Origin of the sequence: Tabrizicola sp. BL-A-41-H6, assembly GCF_050632395.1 — a bacterium.
Lineage (GTDB): Bacteria > Pseudomonadota > Alphaproteobacteria > Rhodobacterales > Rhodobacteraceae > JAUYQR01.
The window spans coordinates 2,266,430-2,285,721 of record NZ_CP192600.1; the positions used below are offsets into that span (position 1 = coordinate 2,266,430).

A 19,292-nucleotide genomic window follows, 5' to 3' on the forward strand; every position below is an offset into this window, starting at 1 on the left:
GGTCGCTCGGCCATTTTCTACCGTTCAGTTGACATCAAGCGGCAGACCAATTGGGAAATGTCGGATTAGATCGCGATCAGAAAGCACACCGACCAGAATACCGTTGCCATCATGGTTAGCCCACTGGCCGCACAGGCAAGCGATCTCCACTGAAGGCCCGGTGCCGCATTCCCTTCCAGGAGTTCCGCCGCCGCGCGCCGGATGGTCCATCGCCAGAAGTAGACGCCGATCAGCGACCCGTGCACCACGGTGAGATTCATAAGAAACGGCAAAGCCGCTATGGCGAAGTGAAGGTCAATGTCCTGCGTGGACCGAACCATCCAGATAACCACGAGCCCCACGCCCACCGCCGTGCAGGAAACCCAGGTTGCAAGAATGTTCATAAGTCCGGCCCGACCGCCACGAAGAAGCCGAGCCGAAACCACTCCGCCCAGTAGGCCGATGAAAGGCGAGGCCACAAGCACGTAGAAGTCGAAGACGAGCGCAAAACCCTCAGAACCGTCCGACCGTATCACGGGCGGCCGGATCACCGCGCTGATCGAGACTCCCAGCATAAGCGCCGCGAAGTTCAGTGCCAGACCGGTCCAGAACCCCTTCATGACCGAGAAGAGGACGCACTCGAAGATGTCCACGCGGCCAAGGGTGCCCGCCGGGACGGGCTGTGTCCTAAACCATCGGATTGCGAGAGTCATGCTCACCCCCCTTTTGGGACAGCCACAGTGGCTATGCCATTCGATTATTCATTGTACCGCAGCCTGGATAGCGAAACCTGACGACTGAACCTTCATTTCCGACCAGCCTCTGGCTTGGACATGAACAGCCCCGGTCGGTGTTCATGATGTCCGGCGCGCCGAAACAGTGAATCCCCTTGCTCAGCGCCTCGACGAAGACGGAAGCAAATGTATGCGACCGTCCGCTTCGTCCGCATAGCTGCCCCTTGAACGATCACCGGTCACATCGCGTGGGGCACTTATTGGGGCATTTGGGTGCAGTCAGCGCCCACCTCAGAACAGCAGCTTGTACACGTTCCCGTTGGTGTCGGTCGCCGTACCCGTCCCGCTGGAGGTGCCCGAGCCGATGATGAAAGTGCCTTGCACGCGGGTGCCGTCGTCACAGACGGCGTAGATTTCGCCGTTGTTGACGCCTGCGACGGTGGCAATCTCGGACCCGACCTCGCCGCCGGTCTTGCGCCAGGTCAGCGACATGCCGCGCGAACTGGAGACGGTGCGCGGGGTCAGCGACGACCACGTGCCCTGGCAATCTACGCGTTCAGGAAGTTGGAAAGACAGCGCGCCGGAGGTGCCGCTGGCGTTCTTGGCTGTGGCTTCGATCACCAGGGTCGGGTCGGTTTCAGCGATGCTGCCCTTCAGCGGGTAAAGCTGCATGCTGGCCGTGTTGCTGACGCAGCCACCAAGTACCACAAGTCCAGCGAGGGCGATTAGGCAGGTGCGCACGTCGGATTACCCTTGGTTCAACATCGAAGGAAAGGGAGGTTGGCTGGGGCGCCAGGATTCGAACCTGGGAATGGCGGTACCAAAAACCGCTGCCTTACCACTTGGCGACGCCCCAACCGTGCCGGGGTGTTTAGCGGCTGCCCCTTGGGGGTGCAAGGGGGTCGGGTGCGATTTTATGCGTCGCTTGCCGGGGCGTTGCCGGACGGCTAGACGGGCGGCATGGACTGGGACGTGATCATCCTTGGGGCAGGAGCGGCGGGCATGATGGCCGCGATCGAGGCCGGGCGGCGCGGCCGTCGCGTGCTGGTCATCGATCATGCCAAGGCGCCGGGTGAGAAGATCCGTATCTCGGGCGGCGGGCGTTGCAACTTTACCAACCTCGGCATCGCGCCAGAGCGGTTTCTGTCGAGGAACCCACGCTTTGCGCTGTCGGCGCTGAAGCGGTTCACGCAGTGGGATTTCATCGCCCGGATGGATGCGGCGGGGATCGCCTGGCATGAAAAGGCGCTGGGGCAATTGTTCTGCGACGGGTCGGCCACGCAGGTCGTGACCATGCTGGTGCGGGACATGGAGCGGGCCGGGGTGACGCTGTGGCTGGGCTGCGGGGTGGCGGGCGTCAGCCGGGGGCCTCGGGGCTTTCGGGTCGAGACGGTGCGGGGCGCGCAGCAGGCGGCATCGGTGGTGGTGGCGACGGGCGGCAAGTCGATCCCCAAGATGGGGGCGACGGGGTTCGGGTATCAGGTTGCGGAAAGCTTCGGGCTTCCGTTGGTCGAGACGCGGCCTGGGCTGGTGCCACTGACCTTTGCCGAGCAGGAGCTTTCGTGGATGCAGCCCCTGGCCGGGGTGGCGGTGGAGGCGCGGGTGGCGTGCGGGCGGCACGGCTTCGACGAGGCGGTCCTGTTCACGCATCGGGGGCTGTCGGGGCCGGCGGTGCTGCAGATCTCGAGCTATTGGCGCGAGGGGGAGGCGATTTCGGTCAACCTCGCTCCGGGGCGGGACATGGCGGCGGACCTGAGGGCGGCGAAGGCGGCGGCGGGGCGCGGGGCGCTGCGGACCGTGCTGGGGCGGGTTATGCCGGAGCGGTTGGCGCGGCATCTGGAGGAGGTGTCGGGCATCACCGGGCCGTTGGCCGAGGTGCCCGGGGCGGGCCTTGACCGGGTGGCCGCGATGGTCAGCGACTGGCGGCTGATACCTGTTGGGTCAGAGGGCTACCGGACGGCGGAGGTGACGCTGGGGGGGGTGGATACCGACGCGCTGGATGGGCGGACGATGGCGGCGAAGGCGGTGCCTGGCCTGTATTTCGTGGGCGAGGTCGTGGACGTGACGGGGTGGCTGGGGGGGTATAACTTCCAGTGGGCGTGGTCTTCGGGCTGGGCAGCGGGGCAGGTTGTGTGAGGGCGTGTCCCACGGTGGGACATGTGATCGGCCAAGTAATTACAATGGGTTGCGACGTGAACTTAGCGAAGTTTTAACCCTTTCGGGCGGCCTCGATCTTGGCGACGTCGATCTTTTGCATCGTCATCATCGCGGCGAACGCGCGCTTTGCCTCATCTCCGCCGACGGCGAGAGCGTCGGTCAGGACCCGTGGCGTGATCTGCCACGACAGCCCCCAGCGATCCTTGCACCAGCCACAGTCGCTTTCGCTGCCGCCATTGCCGACGATGGCGTTCCAGAGGCGGTCGGTCTCGGCTTGGTCGTCGGTTGCGATCTGGAACGAGAACGCCTCGGTCTGCGGAAAGACCGGGCCGCCGTTCAGGCCAAGGCAGGGAATACCCGCGACGGTGAATTCGACGGTCAGCACGTCGCCCGCCTTGCCGGAGGGGAAATCGGTCGGGGCGCGGTGGATGGCACGGACCGAGCTGTCGGGGAAGGTTTCGGCATAGAAACGGGCGGCGGCCTCGGCGTCCTTGTCGAACCAGAGGCAGACGGTAGCTTTGGGCGTGGGCATGATGTCCTCCGATTTGCGCATGCGGACACAACCGTTGCGCCTTGGGGCGGTTCCTCAGACGCGAAGAGGGTCGGCCTTGGCCAGCCGGTCGAACGCCATCAGGCTGGCGACAAGACCGTGCATCTGATCAAGCGGGATCATGTTGGGGCCGTCGGAGGGCGCGGTGTCGGGGGCCTCGTGGGTTTCGATGAAGACGCCCGCAATGCCAACAGAGACAGCGCAGCGCGCCATGACAGGTGCGAATTCGCGCTGCCCGCCCGAGGAATTGCCCTGCCCGCCGGGCTGTTGCACCGAATGGGTTGCATCCATGATGACGGGATAGCCGGTGCGCGCCATGATCGGCAAAGAACGCATGTCGGCCACGAGGGTGTTGTAGCCGAAACTGGCGCCGCGTTCGGTGAGCAGGATGCGCGTATTGCCGGTCGAGGCAACCTTTTCGGCGACATTGGCCATATCCCACGGGGCGAGGAACTGGCCCTTCTTGATGTTCACCACGGCCCCGGTTTCGCCTGCCGTGATCAGAAGGTCGGTCTGGCGGCAGAGGAACGCGGGGATCTGGATCACGTCGACGACAGTGGCCGCCTCGCGCGCCTGGGCGGCATCGTGGATGTCGGTCAGGACTGGCATTCCCATTGCGCGGACCGCGGCGAGCACCTGGAGGCCCGCCTCCATGCCGAGGCCGCGGCGGCCTTTCAGCGAGGTGCGGTTGGCCTTGTCGTAGCTGGCCTTGAACACGAACTGCGCGCCCGCCGCCTTGCACGCCTCGGCCATCTGGCCCGCGATCATCTGGGCGTGGTCGAGGCTTTCAAGCTGGCACGGCCCGGCGATCACCAGAAGCGGGCGGTCGTTGCCGACCGTCAGCGCGCCGATCTTCACATCAGTCATGGTATCCTCAAGCAGTGACCTGTTCCCGCAGGATCGCGGCGGTCATCGAGACCATGAGGTAAATGCCAAGCAGGATCAACATTGTCACCAGCGTATTCTCGAACGCGCGGGGGTAGGCGGGTTCGTCGGTGACAGTGGGACTGACCGACAGCGACAGGTAGCGCACCTGACGGTTCGCCTCGGTGCGCGACACCTCCATCGCGGTCAGCGACTGGGAAAGGATCATCTGGCGGGTCTTGACGTCAGCCTCGGCCACCAGAAGTTCGCCCTGCACGCGGGCGAGGCTTTCGGTTTCGCCGCTGCCTTCGGTCATCTGGGAGCGCAGATCGGCGATCTGCGCCTCGAGCGTGGCGATGCGGCGTTTCAACGGGTCCATCCGCGCCTGATTGGGCGAGACGTTGGACTCCATCTGCGAAAGCGCCAGACGTTCCTGCATGACCTGACCTTCCAGCGAGCTGATCTGGCTGGTGATCATCGCCACCTCAGTGGCCGAGGACAAAACCTTGAATTTTTCCTGCAGCGCGATCAGGTTCATCTGCGATCGCTGCAGTTCCGTTTCGGCAGTCTGGTAGCTTTTGAGCGCGTCGCGCATCTGGTCTTCGCGCAGGCGCTGGGTCAGGTGGTCGACCTGTTCCTCGGCGTAGGAAATCAGCTGGCTGGACCATGCTGCGGCCAAGGCGGGGTCGGCGGCGACCACCTCCATCTTGATGATGCCTTCGGTCGGGTCGTAGGAGATCTTGACGAATTTCCGGTAAACCTTGTAGGCGGCCTCGGTCGTGGCGTCGGTGGCGAGGCGTTGCAGGGGGTCGATCGTTGCGGACTTGAAGTGGTCCTTGAAGCCCACGTCGGTATCCAGCCGCAGCATTGCATCGCGCGATTGCAGATAGCCCTGCACGGCGATGCTGTCTTGCGAGGTGGCAAGGGCGGTGCCGGTAAAAAGGCTGCTGAGGCCAGCGGCGGCGGCGGGGCCGGCCTGCTGGATCACGAATTCCGATTTGGTCGCGTAAAGGGGCGTCGCGACACGGTAGAAATACCAACCCGCGACGATGGTGGGCAGAAACACGAAGACGAACATCCGCGCGAAAAGAAGCGCCAGTTTGCGGCGGCGGCGGCGGGCGATATCCTGCTGCATCCGCAGGATTTCAGCGGCCTGGTTCACCTCGGCGCGCTGGTCGGGGGTTGGCAGGCGGATCGGCTGCACGTTCTGCGGCAGGCGCACGCCATCGCCAGGCAGGGCTGTCAGGGCGCGGCTGTCGGACGGACCGGCAGCCGGACCTGCGGCGCCCGGACCTGCAGCGTCCGGACCTGCGGCATCTGAGCCGGGGCCGTTGGCGGGAGTTGGGGCGGGCTGGTTGGCAGCCTTCGGCTTGATCATGTCAAGCATCGAGGCGCGCTTGAACGGGTCGATCCCGCTGGCACGCAACAGGCGCACGGCGTCGAGATCAGACAGGGGTTGCAGGTTCTGGCTTTGCGCCATGCGCCTGGCGGTGCGCAACTGGCGCCCGGTCAGCCCTTCGGCGGCGATGGCGGCAAGCGTCGCCTCGACCTCGGGGTCGGCGCGGGGCACCTTGGTCACCGACACGGCGCTTGTCTGCGCGGCGGGCACGGCGCGCGGCGCGGCGGTTGGGAACACGGTGTCGCCGAAGCCGTCCTCGTGGTTGTCGAAAAGCATTTCGCCGGTGACCTGCGGAGCGCGGGGCGGCGGCACCGGATCGGTGCGGCGGATGTGAAAGCGGCTGGCCTTAGGTTTGGTAGTCATAGAGGCGCTTCGCTTCTTCAAGGGTTTCGAACTGGTGCAGGCGGCCGTTCTTCAGGACGGCGGCGCTGCGGCAGAATTTCTCGAGCGTCTGGGCCTGATGCGAGACGATGACGACGGTGGCGTTTTGTAGCCGTTCCTTGAGGATGTTGCCTGCCTTGCGGTTGAATTCGGCGTCCGAGGTGGCGGGCATACCTTCGTCGATCAGGTAGATGTCGAATTCGATCGACAGGAGAAGCGCGAAGGAAAACCGCGACCGCATGCCGGAGGAATAGGTGGCAAGCGGCATCTCGAAGTATTCGCCAAGGCCGCAGACCCAGCGGCAGAAGCTTTCGACATAGTCGGGGTCGAGGCCGTAGAGGCGCGCGATGTAGCGACAGTTTTCATGCGCGGAATGCTTGTTGTTCACCCCACCCATGAAGCCGAGCGGGAACGACACGCGCGAGGTCTTGAGGATGCGGCCTTCGTCTGGTTTTTCAAGCCCCGCCATCATGTTGATCAGCGTAGTCTTGCCCGCGCCGTTGGGCGCGAGGATGCCGAGCGAATTGCCAAGCTCTACCCGAAAGGAGGCGCGATCAAGGATTACCTTGCGCTGCGTTCCCGTCCAGAAGGATTTCGACACACCCTGAAACTCGATCATGTCTGTCCCTTGCGACACCGCGGCAGGCGGATGTCCCGACCCGGTGCTACTGCCATATCGTTAACATCCCGTCTCTGATCTTGGAAGCGCAGCGGGCAGGTGCAGCCACGAATGGATCATGCCGGTGGCATCGTGGCATCGGTCGGGCGGATCCGGCGGGCGAGAAGGATCGCCGCCGGTCCGGCAAGGAGGCTGATCGCAAGGCCGAGGCGGGCGGCTTCCTGCATCGCGCCGCCGGGAAGGGCGAGGTCGAGGCTCAGGATCGGCACGGTGAAGCCCATTCCCATGATGAGCGCGATCAGGATCAGGTCGCGCAACGTGACGCCGGCGGGCAGGCGGAGCCGAAGGGCGAGGGCAAGACCGACGCCCCCGAGCAGCATGCCGAGCGGGCGGCCAAGCCAGACGCTGGCCAGCAGCGTGACCGTGGTCGGCGCGAAGGCGTGAAGGTCGACCCCGCCCCGGGTGAGGCCGAAGAAGAACAGCACCACGGCCAGCGGCCGCACCAGAATGTGCGCGAGGCGGTTCAGAGGATCGCGCAGATAGGCCTCGGCCTCGGCGAAAAGGCCGAAGGTGCGGTCGGCATGGGCGATGGCGGGGATCACAGGCAGGAGGCCGAGCGCGGGCGGCAGGCCGGACGCGGCAATCCCGACCCAGGACAGAAGCCCCGCCAGCGCGTAGGGCCAAAGGAGAAGCGTGGCGCGGCGGCGCCGTTCGCTTGCGTCGGGCGGTGGGCGGCGACCGTAAAGCGCCCAGACGCCCACGGACGCTGCCAAGGGCAGGACCAGCCAAAGAAGGCGAGGCGACAGGTCGGGCAGGGTGAGCCCGACGATGACGAGGGCGGCGATGTCGGCGGCGATTGTCAGAAGAAGAAGGAGGTGCAGCGCCGTGTGGCCCCGCCCGAAGGCGCGCAGCCCGATGAGGTAGGCGAGCGTCACGTCGCTGGCGAGGGGCACGGTCCAGCCCGTGCCGAAGCTGGCTTCCTCGGCGGTCTCGATCAGGGTTCCGACGACAAGCCACATCAGGGCAGCCCCCGCGAGGCCGCCCAGCGTGAGACCGAGCGGCAGAAGCGCCTGAGTGCCCTGCAATTCGCCGCGTTCGAGGACCAGCGCCTCCCACAGTTCCTTGCCGATGAAAAAAAGAAAGAGCGGCATCAGCACATGCGAGACAAGAAGGAACGGGGTCAGGCTGACCGGCAGCGCGGCGACCCAGTGCGGCAGGTCGATGTCGAGAAGGCGAAACTCGATCGCGTCGTAATAGCTGGCCGGGGCAAGGTTGACCCAGACCGTGGCAAGGAGCGCACCGCCGAGAAGGGCGGTCGCGAAGGTACTGACGAAAGGCGAGACACGGTACATCGGGCAGGGTCCGTCGGTTGGCGTCGAGCGTGGGGCAGGCGGCCGGAGGGTTTCACACCCTCCGGACCTCCCGTGGGATATTTGGCAAAGGGGAAGGCGAAAGTGCGATCGGCGAAGTCATGCGCGGCATTAGACCGTATTGCTGGCTTGTCGCAATGGGTGGGGTTGCGGTGGTGCGCGAGGGCGGCAATCCTTGGGGGATGGAGCTTTTCGAGCAGATCCGAGGCTGTCGTCTGTGCGCGGCGCGGTTCGCCGCGACGGCGACCGCGCATGAGCCAAAGCCGGTGGCGTGGTTTCAGCCCGGGGCACGGCTTTTGGTCGCGGGGCAGGCGCCGGGGGCACGGGTGCAGGAGAGCGGGCGGCCCTTCACCGACCGGTCGGGGATTCGGTTGCGCGATTGGATGGGCGTGAGCGAGGCGGAGTTTTATGACCTTGCCCGCGTGGCTGTGGTGCCGATGGCGTTCTGCTTTCCCGGCTATGACGCGAAGGGCGCCGACCTGCCGCCGCCGCCCGTTTGTGCCGCGACGTGGCGCGCGCGGGTTATGGCAGGCTTGCCCGAGGTGCGGCTGGTACTGGCGGTGGGAGGGGCCGCGATCCGCTGGCATCTGGGGGCGCGGGACGTGTCGCAAACCGTGGCGGATTGGCGCGGGTTTGCCGCGCGGGGCGTGTTTCCCTTGCCGCATCCGTCGTGGCGCAATACCGGGTGGCTGAAGCAGCATCCGTGGTTCGAGGCGGAACTGCTGCCGGAGTTGCGGCGGAAGGTGCGGGAGGTTCTGGATGAGTGATGTGGTGACGATGCTGGACGCGGCCCATGCAGCGGTCTCGGCCGACCCGGAGAACGACACGCTGCGGCTGCGGTTCTATGAGCGGCTGGCGGATGGCGAGATGATCCTGCTGCTGGAGCGCGAGGTTTCGGGCGGGCAGGTGGAGCCGCGGGTGTTCAACCTTGAAGGCGGGCCGGTGGTGCTGGTCTTTGACCGGGAGGAGCGGCTGGCCAGCTTTACCGGCGGGATCGCGCCTTATGCGGCGCTGCCGGGGCGGGTGATCGCGGGGATGCTGAAGGGGCAGGGGATCGGGCTGGGGGTGAACCTTGGCGTGGCGCCGTCGTCGATGCTGCTGCCGGCCGAAGCGCTGGACTGGCTGGCGATGGCGCTGGAAGCGGGGCCCGAGGCAGCGGAGGGCAAGCCGGAAGCGTTTCATGCGCCGAAAGGGTTGCCGGAGGATCTGCTGACCGGGCTGGATGCGAAGCTGGCAAAGGCTGCGGGGCTGGCGTCGGGGGCGCTGCTGGCGGGGGTGAGTTACAGGGGCGGGCGGCGCGGGCACATGCTGGCGTTTCTGGACGCGACACCGGGGGCGGAGGACGCGCTGGCGCGGGCGGTGGGTGAGGCGTTGGTGTTTTCGGGCGTCGAGGCCGGGGAGCTGGACGTGGCCTTCCTGCGCACCGGCGAGCCGGGCGTGGCCGCGATGGCGCGCGTGGGGCTGCGGTTTGACCTGCCGGAGCCTGAGGTGCCGGAGGCGCCAGGCGCGCCGGGGATGCGGCCGGACAAGCCGCCGAAATTGCGGTGAGATGTGGGGTAAAATGATACCATTTGCGGAAGCTGTTGTTTTTGTGTGATTTTAAGTAGCTTTGCGGCCTTGACCTGCGCTGCGGTTTCGCGGATAAGCCGGCATCCGAGTTTTGGGGCGCGTGCCCCGTCATCCTCATGGGACACTCCGCATGAAAACCTTTACGGCTACACCGGCCGACATCGAGAAGAAGTGGATCCTGATCGACGCCGAAGGCATCGTTCTGGGCCGCCTCGCAACGATCGTCGCCAACATCCTGCGCGGCAAGAACAAGCCGACGTTCACCCCCCACATGGACATGGGTGACAATGTCATCGTCATCAACGCCGACAAGGTGCAGATGACCGGCAACAAGCGCAACGACAAGGTCTACTACTGGCACACCGGGCATCCTGGCGGCATCAAGCAGCGCACCGCGCGGCAGGTGCTGGAAGGCAACCACCCCGAGCGTGTGGTGGAAAAGGCCGTCGAGCGGATGATCACCCGCAACCGCCTTGGCCGTGTGCAGATGACCAACCTGCGTGTCTACGCCGGTGCGGCCCATCCGCATGAAGCGCAGCAGCCGACCGTCCTGGACGTTGCGGCGCTGAACCCGAAGAACACCCGGAGCGCATGAGCATGGCCGATATCAAAACCCTCGACGATCTGAAGTCGGCTGTTGAAACGGCAGCGCCTGTTGCCGTTGCGGCGCCTCGTGTCGCGGTGCGCGACAAATTGGGCCGGTCTTACGCGACGGGAAAGCGCAAGAACGCGGTCGCCCGCGTCTGGATCAAGCCGGGCTCCGGCAAGGTCGTTGTGAACGGCAAGGAAATGGCGGCCTATTTCGCCCGTCCGGTGCTGCAGATGATCCTGCGCCAGCCGTTCACCATCGCCAATGTGGAAGGCCAGTTCGACGTGATGGCCACCGTGGCTGGCGGCGGGCTTTCGGGCCAGGCCGGTGCGGTGAAGCACGGGATTTCCAAGGCGCTGCAACTGTATGAGCCCGCCCTGCGCGGTGCGCTGAAAGCGGCAGGTTTCCTGACCCGCGACAGCCGTGTCGTGGAACGGAAGAAATACGGCAAGGCCAAGGCCCGCAAATCGTTCCAGTTCTCGAAGCGTTAAGCTTGGCGAACCGCACCAACCTGGTGCACAGCAGATTCAAAAGGGCGCAGCGATGAGTTGCGCCCTTTTACGTAGGAGCCCAACTTCGAACGGGAAACGAATGGTTTCCGGGGCGCTTTTCGCATGAAGTACAGAAAAGAGATTGACGGTCTTCGCGCCGTGGCGGTTTTGCCCGTCATACTTTTCCATGCAGGCTTTAGCGCTTTTCCGGGCGGCTACGTCGGCGTTGATGTGTTTTTCGTTATTAGCGGCTATCTTATCACGCGTATTCTGATTGATGAGATCGGGCGCGGAGATTTTTCGGTCCTGCGCTTTTACGAGCGTCGCGCGCGACAGATCCTGCCGGCGCTTTTTGCAGTGCTGCTGATTTGCCTGCCCTTTGCCTGGATGTGGCTGCTGCCAGAACAATTGAAGGAGTTTGCCGAAAGTTTGGGCTCGGTATTGGTTTTTCTGTCCAACATGTATTTCATGAGCCAAGTCAGCTATTTCGCACCGGCCGCCGAATTGCAGCCGTTGCTGCACACCTGGAGCCTGGCTGTCGAGGAGCAGTACTATCTGGCGTTTCCGCTGATCGTTGCCGTCTGCTTGCGTTCCGGGCTTTCCAAGCTGTTCGTGGTGACGCTGATCCTGACATTGGCCAGCCTAGCGCTTAGCGTGGTGGGCAATCGGTTGGATCCCGGGCGAAACTTCTTTTTCACCCTCTCGAGATTTTGGGAGCTTGGCATTGGCTCGCTTTGTGCCGTGTTGTCGGTCCGCTACCCCAATTTGCGGAGCGGGCCGCTGGCTGCATTAGGGCTGATGCTAGTTCTGGGCGCGGTCTTCCTTTTCGACCGCGAAATGCCGTCAGCTGCGCTCGCCACGCTTGCTCCAGTCATTGGTGCGGCGCTGATCGTGCTATTTGCCCGTGAGGGTACGGTGGTCGCGCAGGTGCTTTCGCATCCCGCCCTAGTTGGCATCGGTCTGGTCAGCTACAGTGCCTACCTTGCCCATCAGCCCCTGTTTGCCTTTGCGCGGGTTCGCAGCGCCGAGGAGCCGGGCTTGCTGTTGTTGTTGGCGCTGTGTCTGGCATCGCTTGGTCTGGGCTGGCTAAGTTGGCGCTTCATTGAGCGCCCGTTCCGGGGGCAGGGGCGGCTGGTCTTGCCCGACCGCAAGCACCTTGCCGTAGTCTTTGCATCGACTGCCGCCATCCTGATGACATTGGCAGTCTATGTCCGGTCGAACGAAGGTTTTCCCGGCCGTGTGACGGAGCGTTATGCCGGCGAGATTGGCTCTGACGCTTTCAACGAGGATATGGGCGAGCGGTTCTTTCCCTGCACGCCTGAGAGATTGAACCAGGCGGCGCCGTCGGGGGCGGGCAGGTCACGCTGCCTGCAAAGCCAACCCGACGTTCCAGTGACCGTTGCCGTGCTGGGCGATTCCCATGCCGAACACCTGTTTGCCGGGCTTGCCGACACGTTGCAGGGCGACGTGGTTGCAATCTATCTGCAGAACACGGTCCCTTTCCGAAGTGACCCGCTTATGCAAGATTTTTATGCCGAGCTTGGTCGAAATAGGAATATTACAACGGTTGTCTTTGCCATGCATTGGCCGAGGCGATTTGCCCAGATCGACGATGCGGACGTGTTTCGCGACGAACTTCAGGCCACGCTCTCATACCTGAAAGGGCTTGGTGTCGAGGTCTATGTGGTGGGCGAGCTACCGTGGTTCGCATCGGAGCCCGCGAACTGCAAGTATGAGGTTATTGAGGGCAATCTGCGGTACTGCAGCGCGGAAAGGTCGGACGCGAGCGAGTTGGCGGCTGAATACAGGCCGATCCTGTCGGAGGTGACGTCCAATCTTGGCATCCCGGTTGTGCCGGTCCGTGATCTGTTTTGAAGCTTCGGGCTGTGTTCAATGGTGCGCGACGGGGTGATCCTGTTTCGTGATAGCAACCACCTGAACATTCAGGGCGCGGAACTTGTCGGGGCAAGAGTCGCGGCTCAGATACTAGCCGCGCGACGTGGGGTGGTGGTTCCTTGAAAAAAAAAGGACCGGGAAAACCCGGTCCAGTCAGGGGTTTCGGTGGCATCCAGCCGGTCAGGGCTGCCAAATCGGTTTGGCGCACTCGACTGCTGCTGTTTCTGGGTCCAGCCCAATGTCGCGCAGAAGATGGCTGTCAAGCCGGGCCAGCATTGCGCGTTCGCGGCGGCGGACCGACCAGGCGACTACCGTGTCGATGACGGCGCGGAGAAGGCCGGTGGCGGTGGGTGTGGCGCGGACGAGGGTGGGTGCGCGGGACATCGTTACGTCTTTCTTTTGTGTTGATACAATCACAGACATTCTATACAGCGCTTGTATCAATTCCACACACAGAAGCGCCAGAGGTTTATTGTGACTGATACAACTTGGGCGCCCGATCTGAGTCAATTTCCAGGCCCGAAGTATCTGAGCCTGAGCCGCGCCTTGCGTGAGGCGATCAGGACCGGCGATCTGCCGCCCAACGCGCAGCTCCCCACGGTTAGGGATCTGGCCTGGCGCTTGCATCTGACGCCGGGAACGGTGGCGCGGGCCTATCAGCTTGCAACGCAGGAAGGGCTGCTGGCGGCAACCGTGGGGCGTGGCACTTTTGTTGCGGCCCAAGCCCCTCGACTTGGCCCGACGCAGGCGCTTTATACCGAGCGGCTGACGGGTGGTGCGACGGGGCTTGTTGACCTGCGCCCGCCGCAGGTGGCCGAGGTGGGTCAGCGCGAGGCGTTCCGGGCAGCGCTGCTGGCGATGGCCGAGACGACGGGGCAGGGCTGGCTGGATTACACCAGTCAGGGCGGCGAGGCGGACCTGCGGGCCGAGATCGTGGGCTGGATGGGCGACCGGCTGCTGGGGCCGATCGGGCCGCAGGACGTGGCGCTGACGCATGGCGGGCAGAACGCGATTCACTTGATCTTTGACTGCTGCCTGCGCGGCGAGCGGCCCGTGGTCCTGATCGAGGAACTGGCCTATCCGGGCTTTCGCTATGCCGCGCGGGCGGCACGGGCCGAAGTCGTGCCCGTAGAGATCGACGAACACGGCATCGTGCCGGCGGCGCTGGAGGCTGCGTGCCGGCGGCACGGCGCGCAGGTACTGTGCCTGACATCGGAGGCACAGAACCCGACGACCGGACGAATGCCGGTGGAGCGGCGTCAGCAGATTGCCGAGATCGCGCGGCGCTATGACCTGCAGGTGCTGGAGGACGATTGCTATTCGGTCGCGGAAAGCGACATTCCAAGTTTGCGCGCGCTGGCGCCGGAGCGGGTCTGGCTGGTGGGCAGCCTGTCCAAGACGATCTCGGCGGCGCTGCGGTTTGGCTATGTGATCTGCCCGGCCGGGATGGGCGAGGCCGGGCGGTTGACGGCGCAGCATGGGTTCTTTGCACTGTCGCGCCCGGTGGCGGACCTGTGCCTGCATCTGTTCCGGTCCGGGGCCGCCGCCGCGATCAAGCGCAAGGTGCAGGCGGAGTTTGCCGAGCGGTTGCAGATTCTGGTGAACCACATCGGGGCGTTCGACCTTGATTGGCAACCGGGGGTGCCGTTCGTCTGGCTGCGCCTGCCGATGGGGTGGCGGGCGTCGACCTTCACCCGGATGGCCGAGGCGCGGGGTGTTCTGGTGCGGTCGGCCGACGAATACGCACTGATCAACGGGCGGGCGCCAAGTGCGGTGCGCATCGCTATTTCAGGCAGTCTTGCCCGTGACGCATTCGAGCGGGCGATGCGGACGCTGGCCGACCTGCTGGCCAACCCGCCATCGGATCTTTCGGTCTGAGGCATTGGTTGGCCGACTGTTGCAGATAGGACTCGGTTTGTGGAAATTTCCGGTCGGCACGGTTGACCGAAAGGGCTGGGATGGCTCAGGTTTCGGGCAGAGCAGAAAAACAAAGAGAGCCCGAAAATGGGACACCAGTCTACCTTTCACGCGCCGCATGGCGGCGCGGATTTTCTTGGTTGGCGCAAGACTCGCGCAGGCGGAACCGAGATCGTTTACGATGATGGCGTGACGCGGCGCATGGTCTGGCGTGTGGCCAGCGATGCACCGTCGGAGGCCCGGATATCGGATGCGTTGCGGGTGGCCGTTGGCAGCCTGCGCGTGGTGCCGACCCTTTATGACGAGCTGAAAAAGCGGGCAATTGCAATCGAGCGCGTTGCCGGCTGAAGCGTTTCTCTGGCAGGGTTCGGCATGCGGTGGCGGCATAGGCGGCCGCCGTCGATTTCGTTTGATTTTGCGACGCCGCTCGCGCCCCCTTGCCTTGAAGCGAACAACCGGTCTAGATTTGATCAAATGATGTGCGGCAAGCCGCACGGGCGACAGGGGACGACATGGCAAGTTCTCAGGGGAAAGAGGCCCGAACCGGCTGGCTGCTGATTTCGCCTCCGGCGATTTATGCGATGCTTTTGCTGGCGGCACCGCTGGCGACGGTGCTGCTGTATTCGGTGCTGACCGGAGGACGGGGCGAGATCGGCTTGCCGTTCACGCTGTCGAACTTTGCCGAGCTGTTCCAAAAGCCGATCTACCAGTCGGTGATGCTGCGGTCGCTGTATGTGTCGCTGGCGGTGACGTTCGTGACGGTGGTGCTGGCCTACCCGATTGCCTATTTCGTAAGCTTCCACGTGTCGCCTTCGAAAAAGGCGCTGTGGCTGTTCCTGATCACCATTCCGTTCTGGACCAGCTATGTGATCCGCGTGGCGCTGTGGCGCACGATCCTTGGCTATGAAGGCATCGTCGACAGCGCGCTGATCAACATCGGGGTGATCAACGAGCCCTTGAACATCCTGTCGAACGGGATGCTGTCGATGATCATCACGCTGAGCCATGCTTACGCGCCGTTTGCGGTGCTGCCGATCTTTGTCAGCCTTGAAAAGGTGGACCGAAGCCTGCTGGAGGCGGGGCAGGATCTGGGCGAGAGCAAGTTGATGACCTTCATCCGCGTGACGCTGCCGCTGACCATGCCGGGGGTGATTGCCGCCGTCCTGATCGTGTTCATCCCGACGGTGGGCGATTATGTGACGCCCGAACTGATCGGTGGCGGCAAGGTGCCGTTGATTGCCAACCTCATTGAAAGCCAGATGCTGAAGATACGGGATCAGGCGCAGGGATCGGCGATTGCGGTCGCGGCGATGTTCATCGTGGGGATGGTGAGCCTTGTGTTCGTGCTGTTGAACCGCCGGTTCCTTGGGGGGCAGAAATGAAGAAGGCGCCCTTTCTTGGCGGTTACGCGATCCTGTATCTGTTGTTTCTGTATGGCCCGATCATCATCCTGCCGCTCTTTGCGTTCAACGATGGGCGGATCGTTGCGTTTCCGCTGAACGGATTCACGACCAAGTGGTTCGGCGAGATGTTTGATGATGCGCAGTTGAAGACCGCGCTGCTGAACAGCCTTACCATCGCCCTGTCAACTGCGACGCTGGCGACGGTGTTCGGTGTCTTTGCCGCCCGGGCGACGGTGCGCTATCGCTGGCCGGGCAAGCCTGCAGCACTTGGGCTGATCATGCTGCCTTTGGTGCTGCCCGAGATGATCATCGCGATGGCATTGCTGGTGGTGTTGCTGTCGATCGGGATTCCGCTATCGATCTTTACGATCATCCTCGGTCATGTGCTGATCTGTATGCCGTTTGCGGTGGCGATCCTGACCTCGGCGTTCCAGTCGCTGGACCGGTCGCTGGAAGAGGCGTCGCTGGATCTGGGCGAGACCCAGTGGAGCACGTTTCGGCTGATCGTGTTGCCCTTGGTGATGCCGGGGATCCTGTCGGCATTCCTGATTACCTTCACCATCTCGATCGACGAATTCATCATATCGAACTTCCTTGGATCGGGGCAGCCAATCCTGTCGGTCTATATCTTCGGCCAGTTCCGGTTCCCCGCGAGAGTGCCGTCGATGCTGGCCTTGGGGACGCTGCTGGTGCTGTTCTCGATCTGCATGCTGGCCATTGCTGAATATTTCCGCCGTCGCGGCATCGCGAAGACCGGTGGCAAGGATACCGGAGGCTTCCTGTGACGATTACCGAAAAGACGATGATCGAGTTCCGCGACGTCCATAAGTATTATGGCGACTACCACGCGCTGAGGGGGATCAACGGAACGATCCGGGCGGGCGAGTTCTTCTCGCTTCTGGGGCCGTCGGGCTGTGGAAAGACCACGCTGTTGCGCACGATTGCCGGGTTCGAGGATATCTCGTCAGGCGTGATCATGATCGACGGCAAGGACATGGCGAATGTCGCGCCGAACGCGCGGCCGACGAACATGGTGTTCCAGTCCTACGCGATCTTTCCGCATATGTCGGTGGCCGAAAACGTGGGCTTCGGCCTGCGCCGCGACCCGCGCTCGAAAGCCGACAAGGCCCGCGCCGTGGAAGAGGCGCTGGAGATGGTTGGCTTGCGCGGCTTTGGCGCGCGGGCGGCACATGCGCTTTCGGGCGGGCAGCGGCAGCGGGTGGCCTTGGCGCGGGCGCTGATCCTGAAGCCGAAGGTGCTGCTCTTGGACGAACCCTTGTCTGCGCTGGACAAGAAGATGCGCGAGCACATGCAGGTTGAACTGATCAAGCTGCAGCGGCAGGTTGGCATCACCTTCATTCTGGTCACGCATGACCAGGAAGAGGCGCTGGTCATGTCGGACCGGGTGGCGGTGATGTTCGAAGGCGAGATCGCGCAACTGGCCGACCCCGAAACGCTGTATCGGCGGCCGAATTCCAAGAAGGTCGCGGATTTCATCGGCACGATGAACTTCGTTCCGGTGACGGTGATTTCGGAATCGGGCGACAAGGTCGAGATCGAGGCCAAGGGGCTGGGACGCGTGATGCTGGATGCGTCGCTGGCCCCACCGGTCCGCGGCGAAAGCCCGGTGGTCGGGATGCGCCCCGAGACGCTGACCCTGCTTTACGATGACCAGAAGGCAAGCGAACGCGAGACGGAAGGCGTGATCGACGAGGTGATCTACTTCGGCGACATGACCTATTATGACGTCTATCTGGGCGGCACCGATGTTGAAGTGCGCCTGTCGATGCGCAACGTGCCGGGGCGGCCTGTGCTGGAGGTTGGCACCAAGGTGCGCGTGGCGTGGAGCCCTTCGGCGCTAGTTCTGTTCCGCTAACCGTCGGCGGGCAGAAGCCCGAGGCCGCGCAAGTAGATGCCGATCCCGGCCTCGAGCAGGTCTTCGGGCGGGAAGGGCGCGTTCTGGCGGTCGCCGCGCATGAACAGTTCCACGACGCCGTGGCTTAGGGCCCAGATGTGCGACGAGAACATGATCGCAGGCGGGCGCTTGTCGGCGGGCATGTGCTGCGACAGGCTTTCGGCGGCGCGTTCCAAGACGTGGCGGGCCTTGGCGGCGACCTGCGCGAGATCGGGGTAGTCGGCGGGGCTGAGGCCGCTTTCGAACATCGCTTGATAGTGGCCGGGATACTTGCGCGCAAAGGCGAGGTAGGCGCGTCCCGTCGCTTCGAAGGCGGCAAGGGCGGTGGGCTGGCCGTTGTTGTAGGCAAACTCCATCAGGGCTGCGAAGATGTCGTAGCCTTGGCGCGCAACCTCGGCCAGAAGGTCGTCGCGGCCGGCGAAGTGGCGATAGACGGCGGCAGGGGTCACATCGGCGGCCTTCGCGGCCTCAGTCAAGGTGAAGCCTTGCGGGCCTTTTTCGGCAATCAGCGCCAGCGCCGCCTCGACCAGCGCCTGGCGGAGATTGCCGTGGTGGTAGCCGCGCTTCATCCCTCGTTCGACCGGATCTGGGGGCCGCCGCAGATGGCGCTGTCGATCTTGCCGATCACGTCCTTGTCCTTGCCGACATAGTCGATCTGGTGAAGGAGGGTCTGGATCGCGGCGATGCGGGCACGTTTCTTGTCGTCGGACAGGATCACCGTCCAGGGCGCGTTCTTGAAATGGCTTTTCTTCATCGTCTCGTCGATGGCGGCGGAGTATTCGTCCCATTTCGGCAAGCCGTCGACGTCGATCGACGACAGTTTCCATTGCTTGAGTGGATCCCCTTCGCGCGCGAGGAAGCGGCGCAACTGTTCGGCGCGCCCGACCTCGAGCCAGAACTTGATGACGACGATGCCTTCGTCGACCAGCATGTTTTCAAAATCAGGCAGTTGTCGGAAGAACTTCGCGCGTTCGTCGGGTTTGCAGAAGCCGAACACGTGCTCGATCATTGCGCGGTTATACCAGCTGCGGTCAAAGAGCGCCATTTCTCCCTTGGCCGGAAGCCAGTCGACGTAGCGCTGGAAATACCACTGTGCGGCCTCGCGGTCGGAGGGTTTGGAGAGAGCGACGATCTGGGCCACCCGGGGGTTCATGTTGGCGCGCATCGCTTCGATGGTGCCGCCCTTGCCAGCGGCGTCGCGGCCTTCGAACACCATCACGATGCGCTTGCCGGTGGCCTTCACATCGGCTTGCAGGCGGGCAAGCTGGATTTGCAGGCCTTCCATGTGGCGGTCGTAGTCCTTGCCTTTCATCTCTTCCCGGTAGGGATAGGATTTGGTCAGGATGTCATCCTTGTCGGCCTTTTCGATGGCCTTGCGGATGGCGGCGGGCGCGCCTTCGCGGAAATAGCGGCTGATGGCGCCGTCGAAGGGCAGATCCATGAAATCCTCCGGGTTTTC

General features: G+C 63.9%; 21 protein-coding genes and 1 tRNA gene. 11 read left to right on the forward strand and 11 right to left on the reverse strand.

Annotation, left to right across the window (positions count from 1 at the left end):
- Positions 1–65 precede the first annotated feature (65 nt).
- The 3 genes from ACROUL_RS11085 to ACROUL_RS11095 form a co-directional block, all read right to left on the reverse strand.
- Positions 66–692, reverse strand: coding sequence for a hypothetical protein (locus tag ACROUL_RS11085; protein ID WP_431299538.1), 627 nt, complete (start codon positions 690–692; stop codon positions 66–68).
- Positions 693–1,004: 312 nt separating this feature from the next.
- Positions 1,005–1,454, reverse strand: coding sequence for a hypothetical protein (locus tag ACROUL_RS11090; protein ID WP_431299539.1), 450 nt, complete (start codon positions 1,452–1,454; stop codon positions 1,005–1,007).
- A gap of 40 nt (positions 1,455–1,494) precedes the next feature.
- Positions 1,495–1,569: transfer RNA gene (locus ACROUL_RS11095), tRNA-Gln, on the reverse strand.
- A gap of 104 nt (positions 1,570–1,673) precedes the next feature.
- Here ACROUL_RS11095 and ACROUL_RS11100 point away from each other — a divergent pair.
- A complete protein-coding gene (locus ACROUL_RS11100; protein WP_431299540.1) occupies positions 1,674–2,849 on the forward strand; it encodes an NAD(P)/FAD-dependent oxidoreductase in 1,176 nt (391 codons plus the stop codon).
- A gap of 73 nt (positions 2,850–2,922) precedes the next feature.
- Here the strand turns inward: ACROUL_RS11100 and ACROUL_RS11105 are convergent, their stop codons facing one another.
- The 5 genes from ACROUL_RS11105 to ACROUL_RS11125 form a co-directional block, all read right to left on the reverse strand.
- Positions 2,923–3,402, reverse strand: coding sequence for a VOC family protein (locus ACROUL_RS11105; protein WP_431299541.1), 480 nt, complete (start codon positions 3,400–3,402; stop codon positions 2,923–2,925).
- A 54-nt stretch (positions 3,403–3,456) separates the two neighbouring features.
- The gene (kdsA, locus tag ACROUL_RS11110; RefSeq protein WP_431299542.1) at positions 3,457–4,287 is read right to left on the reverse strand and encodes a 3-deoxy-8-phosphooctulonate synthase; all 831 of its coding nucleotides are present in this window, start codon (positions 4,285–4,287) and stop codon (positions 3,457–3,459) included.
- A gap of 7 nt (positions 4,288–4,294) precedes the next feature.
- A complete protein-coding gene (locus tag ACROUL_RS11115) occupies positions 4,295–6,046 on the reverse strand; it encodes a capsule biosynthesis protein (protein ID WP_431299543.1) in 1,752 nt (583 codons plus the stop codon).
- Positions 6,030–6,683, reverse strand: a complete 654-nt coding sequence (locus ACROUL_RS11120; protein WP_431299544.1) for an ABC transporter ATP-binding protein — start codon at positions 6,681–6,683, stop codon at positions 6,030–6,032. Before ACROUL_RS11120 ends, ACROUL_RS11115 begins: the two co-directional genes overlap by 17 nt.
- A gap of 116 nt (positions 6,684–6,799) precedes the next feature.
- The gene (locus ACROUL_RS11125; protein WP_431299545.1) at positions 6,800–8,035 is read right to left on the reverse strand and encodes a Na+/H+ antiporter NhaA; all 1,236 of its coding nucleotides are present in this window, start codon (positions 8,033–8,035) and stop codon (positions 6,800–6,802) included.
- A gap of 200 nt (positions 8,036–8,235) precedes the next feature.
- On the opposite strand from ACROUL_RS11125, the gene ACROUL_RS11130 reads away from it, so the two are divergent.
- From ACROUL_RS11130 to ACROUL_RS11150, 5 genes are all read left to right on the forward strand, one after another.
- Complete coding sequence (locus ACROUL_RS11130) at positions 8,236–8,820, forward strand: uracil-DNA glycosylase family protein (protein ID WP_431301291.1); 585 nt, start codon at positions 8,236–8,238, stop codon at positions 8,818–8,820.
- Positions 8,821–8,824: 4 nt separating this feature from the next.
- Complete coding sequence (locus ACROUL_RS11135; protein ID WP_431301292.1) at positions 8,825–9,601, forward strand: SseB family protein; 777 nt, start codon at positions 8,825–8,827, stop codon at positions 9,599–9,601.
- Positions 9,602–9,752: 151 nt separating this feature from the next.
- On the forward strand, positions 9,753–10,217 hold the full coding sequence (gene rplM, locus ACROUL_RS11140) for a 50S ribosomal protein L13 (protein ID WP_431299546.1): 465 nt from the start codon (positions 9,753–9,755) through the stop codon (positions 10,215–10,217).
- A 2-nt stretch (positions 10,218–10,219) separates the two neighbouring features.
- A complete protein-coding gene (rpsI, locus tag ACROUL_RS11145; RefSeq protein WP_431299547.1) occupies positions 10,220–10,702 on the forward strand; it encodes a 30S ribosomal protein S9 in 483 nt (160 codons plus the stop codon).
- A gap of 123 nt (positions 10,703–10,825) precedes the next feature.
- Positions 10,826–12,577, forward strand: coding sequence for an acyltransferase family protein (locus ACROUL_RS11150; protein ID WP_431299548.1), 1,752 nt, complete (start codon positions 10,826–10,828; stop codon positions 12,575–12,577).
- A 201-nt stretch (positions 12,578–12,778) separates the two neighbouring features.
- Here the strand turns inward: ACROUL_RS11150 and ACROUL_RS11155 are convergent, their stop codons facing one another.
- Positions 12,779–12,982 carry a DUF1127 domain-containing protein gene (locus ACROUL_RS11155; protein WP_431299549.1) on the reverse strand — a complete coding sequence of 68 codons (204 nt, stop codon included), beginning with the start codon at positions 12,980–12,982 and terminating at the stop codon, positions 12,779–12,781.
- Positions 12,983–13,072: 90 nt separating this feature from the next.
- On the opposite strand from ACROUL_RS11155, the gene ACROUL_RS11160 reads away from it, so the two are divergent.
- The 5 genes from ACROUL_RS11160 (at position 13,073) to ACROUL_RS11180 (ending at position 17,794) form a co-directional block, all read left to right on the forward strand.
- Complete coding sequence (locus ACROUL_RS11160; protein ID WP_431299550.1) at positions 13,073–14,476, forward strand: PLP-dependent aminotransferase family protein; 1,404 nt, start codon at positions 13,073–13,075, stop codon at positions 14,474–14,476.
- A gap of 126 nt (positions 14,477–14,602) precedes the next feature.
- Entirely contained in the window at positions 14,603–14,863 is a 261-nt protein-coding gene (locus ACROUL_RS11165) for a hypothetical protein (protein ID WP_305568571.1), read from the forward strand.
- A 164-nt stretch (positions 14,864–15,027) separates the two neighbouring features.
- Complete coding sequence (locus ACROUL_RS11170; RefSeq protein WP_431299551.1) at positions 15,028–15,897, forward strand: ABC transporter permease; 870 nt, start codon at positions 15,028–15,030, stop codon at positions 15,895–15,897.
- Entirely contained in the window at positions 15,894–16,703 is an 810-nt protein-coding gene (locus ACROUL_RS11175; protein ID WP_431299552.1) for an ABC transporter permease, read from the forward strand. Before ACROUL_RS11170 ends, ACROUL_RS11175 begins: the two co-directional genes overlap by 4 nt.
- 17 nt (positions 16,704–16,720) lie before the next feature.
- Complete coding sequence (locus ACROUL_RS11180; protein ID WP_431301293.1) at positions 16,721–17,794, forward strand: ABC transporter ATP-binding protein; 1,074 nt, start codon at positions 16,721–16,723, stop codon at positions 17,792–17,794.
- Here ACROUL_RS11180 and ACROUL_RS11185 read toward each other — a convergent pair.
- Both ACROUL_RS11185 and ppk2 read right to left on the reverse strand, forming a co-directional pair.
- Positions 17,791–18,402, reverse strand: coding sequence for a TetR/AcrR family transcriptional regulator (locus ACROUL_RS11185; RefSeq protein ID WP_431299553.1), 612 nt, complete (start codon positions 18,400–18,402; stop codon positions 17,791–17,793). The two genes, ACROUL_RS11180 and ACROUL_RS11185, sit on opposite strands and share 4 nt — an antisense overlap.
- Positions 18,399–19,274, reverse strand: coding sequence for a polyphosphate kinase 2 (ppk2, locus tag ACROUL_RS11190; RefSeq protein ID WP_431299554.1), 876 nt, complete (start codon positions 19,272–19,274; stop codon positions 18,399–18,401). Before ppk2 ends, ACROUL_RS11185 begins: the two co-directional genes overlap by 4 nt.
- Between the last annotated feature and the right edge of the window lie 18 nt (positions 19,275–19,292).

What these genes read in the sequence shown, in the direction of transcription:
- ACROUL_RS11085 (WP_431299538.1), bottom strand. Translation starts at nt 692, where the DNA reads ATGACTCTCGCAATCCGATGGTTTAGGACACAGCCCGTCCCGGCGGGC.
- ACROUL_RS11100 (WP_431299540.1), top strand. Translation starts at nt 1,674, where the DNA reads ATGGACTGGGACGTGATCATCCTTGGGGCAGGAGCGGCGGGCATGATG.
- ACROUL_RS11105 (WP_431299541.1), bottom strand. Translation starts at nt 3,402, where the DNA reads ATGCCCACGCCCAAAGCTACCGTCTGCCTCTGGTTCGACAAGGACGCC.
- kdsA (WP_431299542.1), bottom strand. Translation starts at nt 4,287, where the DNA reads ATGACTGATGTGAAGATCGGCGCGCTGACGGTCGGCAACGACCGCCCG.
- ACROUL_RS11115 (WP_431299543.1), bottom strand. Translation starts at nt 6,046, where the DNA reads ATGACTACCAAACCTAAGGCCAGCCGCTTTCACATCCGCCGCACCGAT.
- ACROUL_RS11120 (WP_431299544.1), bottom strand. Translation starts at nt 6,683, where the DNA reads ATGATCGAGTTTCAGGGTGTGTCGAAATCCTTCTGGACGGGAACGCAG.
- ACROUL_RS11125 (WP_431299545.1), bottom strand. Translation starts at nt 8,035, where the DNA reads ATGTACCGTGTCTCGCCTTTCGTCAGTACCTTCGCGACCGCCCTTCTC.
- ACROUL_RS11130 (WP_431301291.1), top strand. Translation starts at nt 8,236, where the DNA reads ATGGAGCTTTTCGAGCAGATCCGAGGCTGTCGTCTGTGCGCGGCGCGG.
- rplM (WP_431299546.1), top strand. Translation starts at nt 9,753, where the DNA reads ATGAAAACCTTTACGGCTACACCGGCCGACATCGAGAAGAAGTGGATC.
- rpsI (WP_431299547.1), top strand. Translation starts at nt 10,220, where the DNA reads ATGGCCGATATCAAAACCCTCGACGATCTGAAGTCGGCTGTTGAAACG.
- ACROUL_RS11150 (WP_431299548.1), top strand. Translation starts at nt 10,826, where the DNA reads ATGAAGTACAGAAAAGAGATTGACGGTCTTCGCGCCGTGGCGGTTTTG.
- ACROUL_RS11155 (WP_431299549.1), bottom strand. Translation starts at nt 12,982, where the DNA reads ATGTCCCGCGCACCCACCCTCGTCCGCGCCACACCCACCGCCACCGGC.
- ACROUL_RS11165 (WP_305568571.1), top strand. Translation starts at nt 14,603, where the DNA reads ATGGGACACCAGTCTACCTTTCACGCGCCGCATGGCGGCGCGGATTTT.
- ACROUL_RS11170 (WP_431299551.1), top strand. Translation starts at nt 15,028, where the DNA reads ATGGCAAGTTCTCAGGGGAAAGAGGCCCGAACCGGCTGGCTGCTGATT.
- ACROUL_RS11175 (WP_431299552.1), top strand. Translation starts at nt 15,894, where the DNA reads ATGAAGAAGGCGCCCTTTCTTGGCGGTTACGCGATCCTGTATCTGTTG.
- ACROUL_RS11180 (WP_431301293.1), top strand. Translation starts at nt 16,721, where the DNA reads ATGATCGAGTTCCGCGACGTCCATAAGTATTATGGCGACTACCACGCG.
- ACROUL_RS11185 (WP_431299553.1), bottom strand. Translation starts at nt 18,402, where the DNA reads ATGAAGCGCGGCTACCACCACGGCAATCTCCGCCAGGCGCTGGTCGAG.
- ppk2 (WP_431299554.1), bottom strand. Translation starts at nt 19,274, where the DNA reads ATGGATCTGCCCTTCGACGGCGCCATCAGCCGCTATTTCCGCGAAGGC.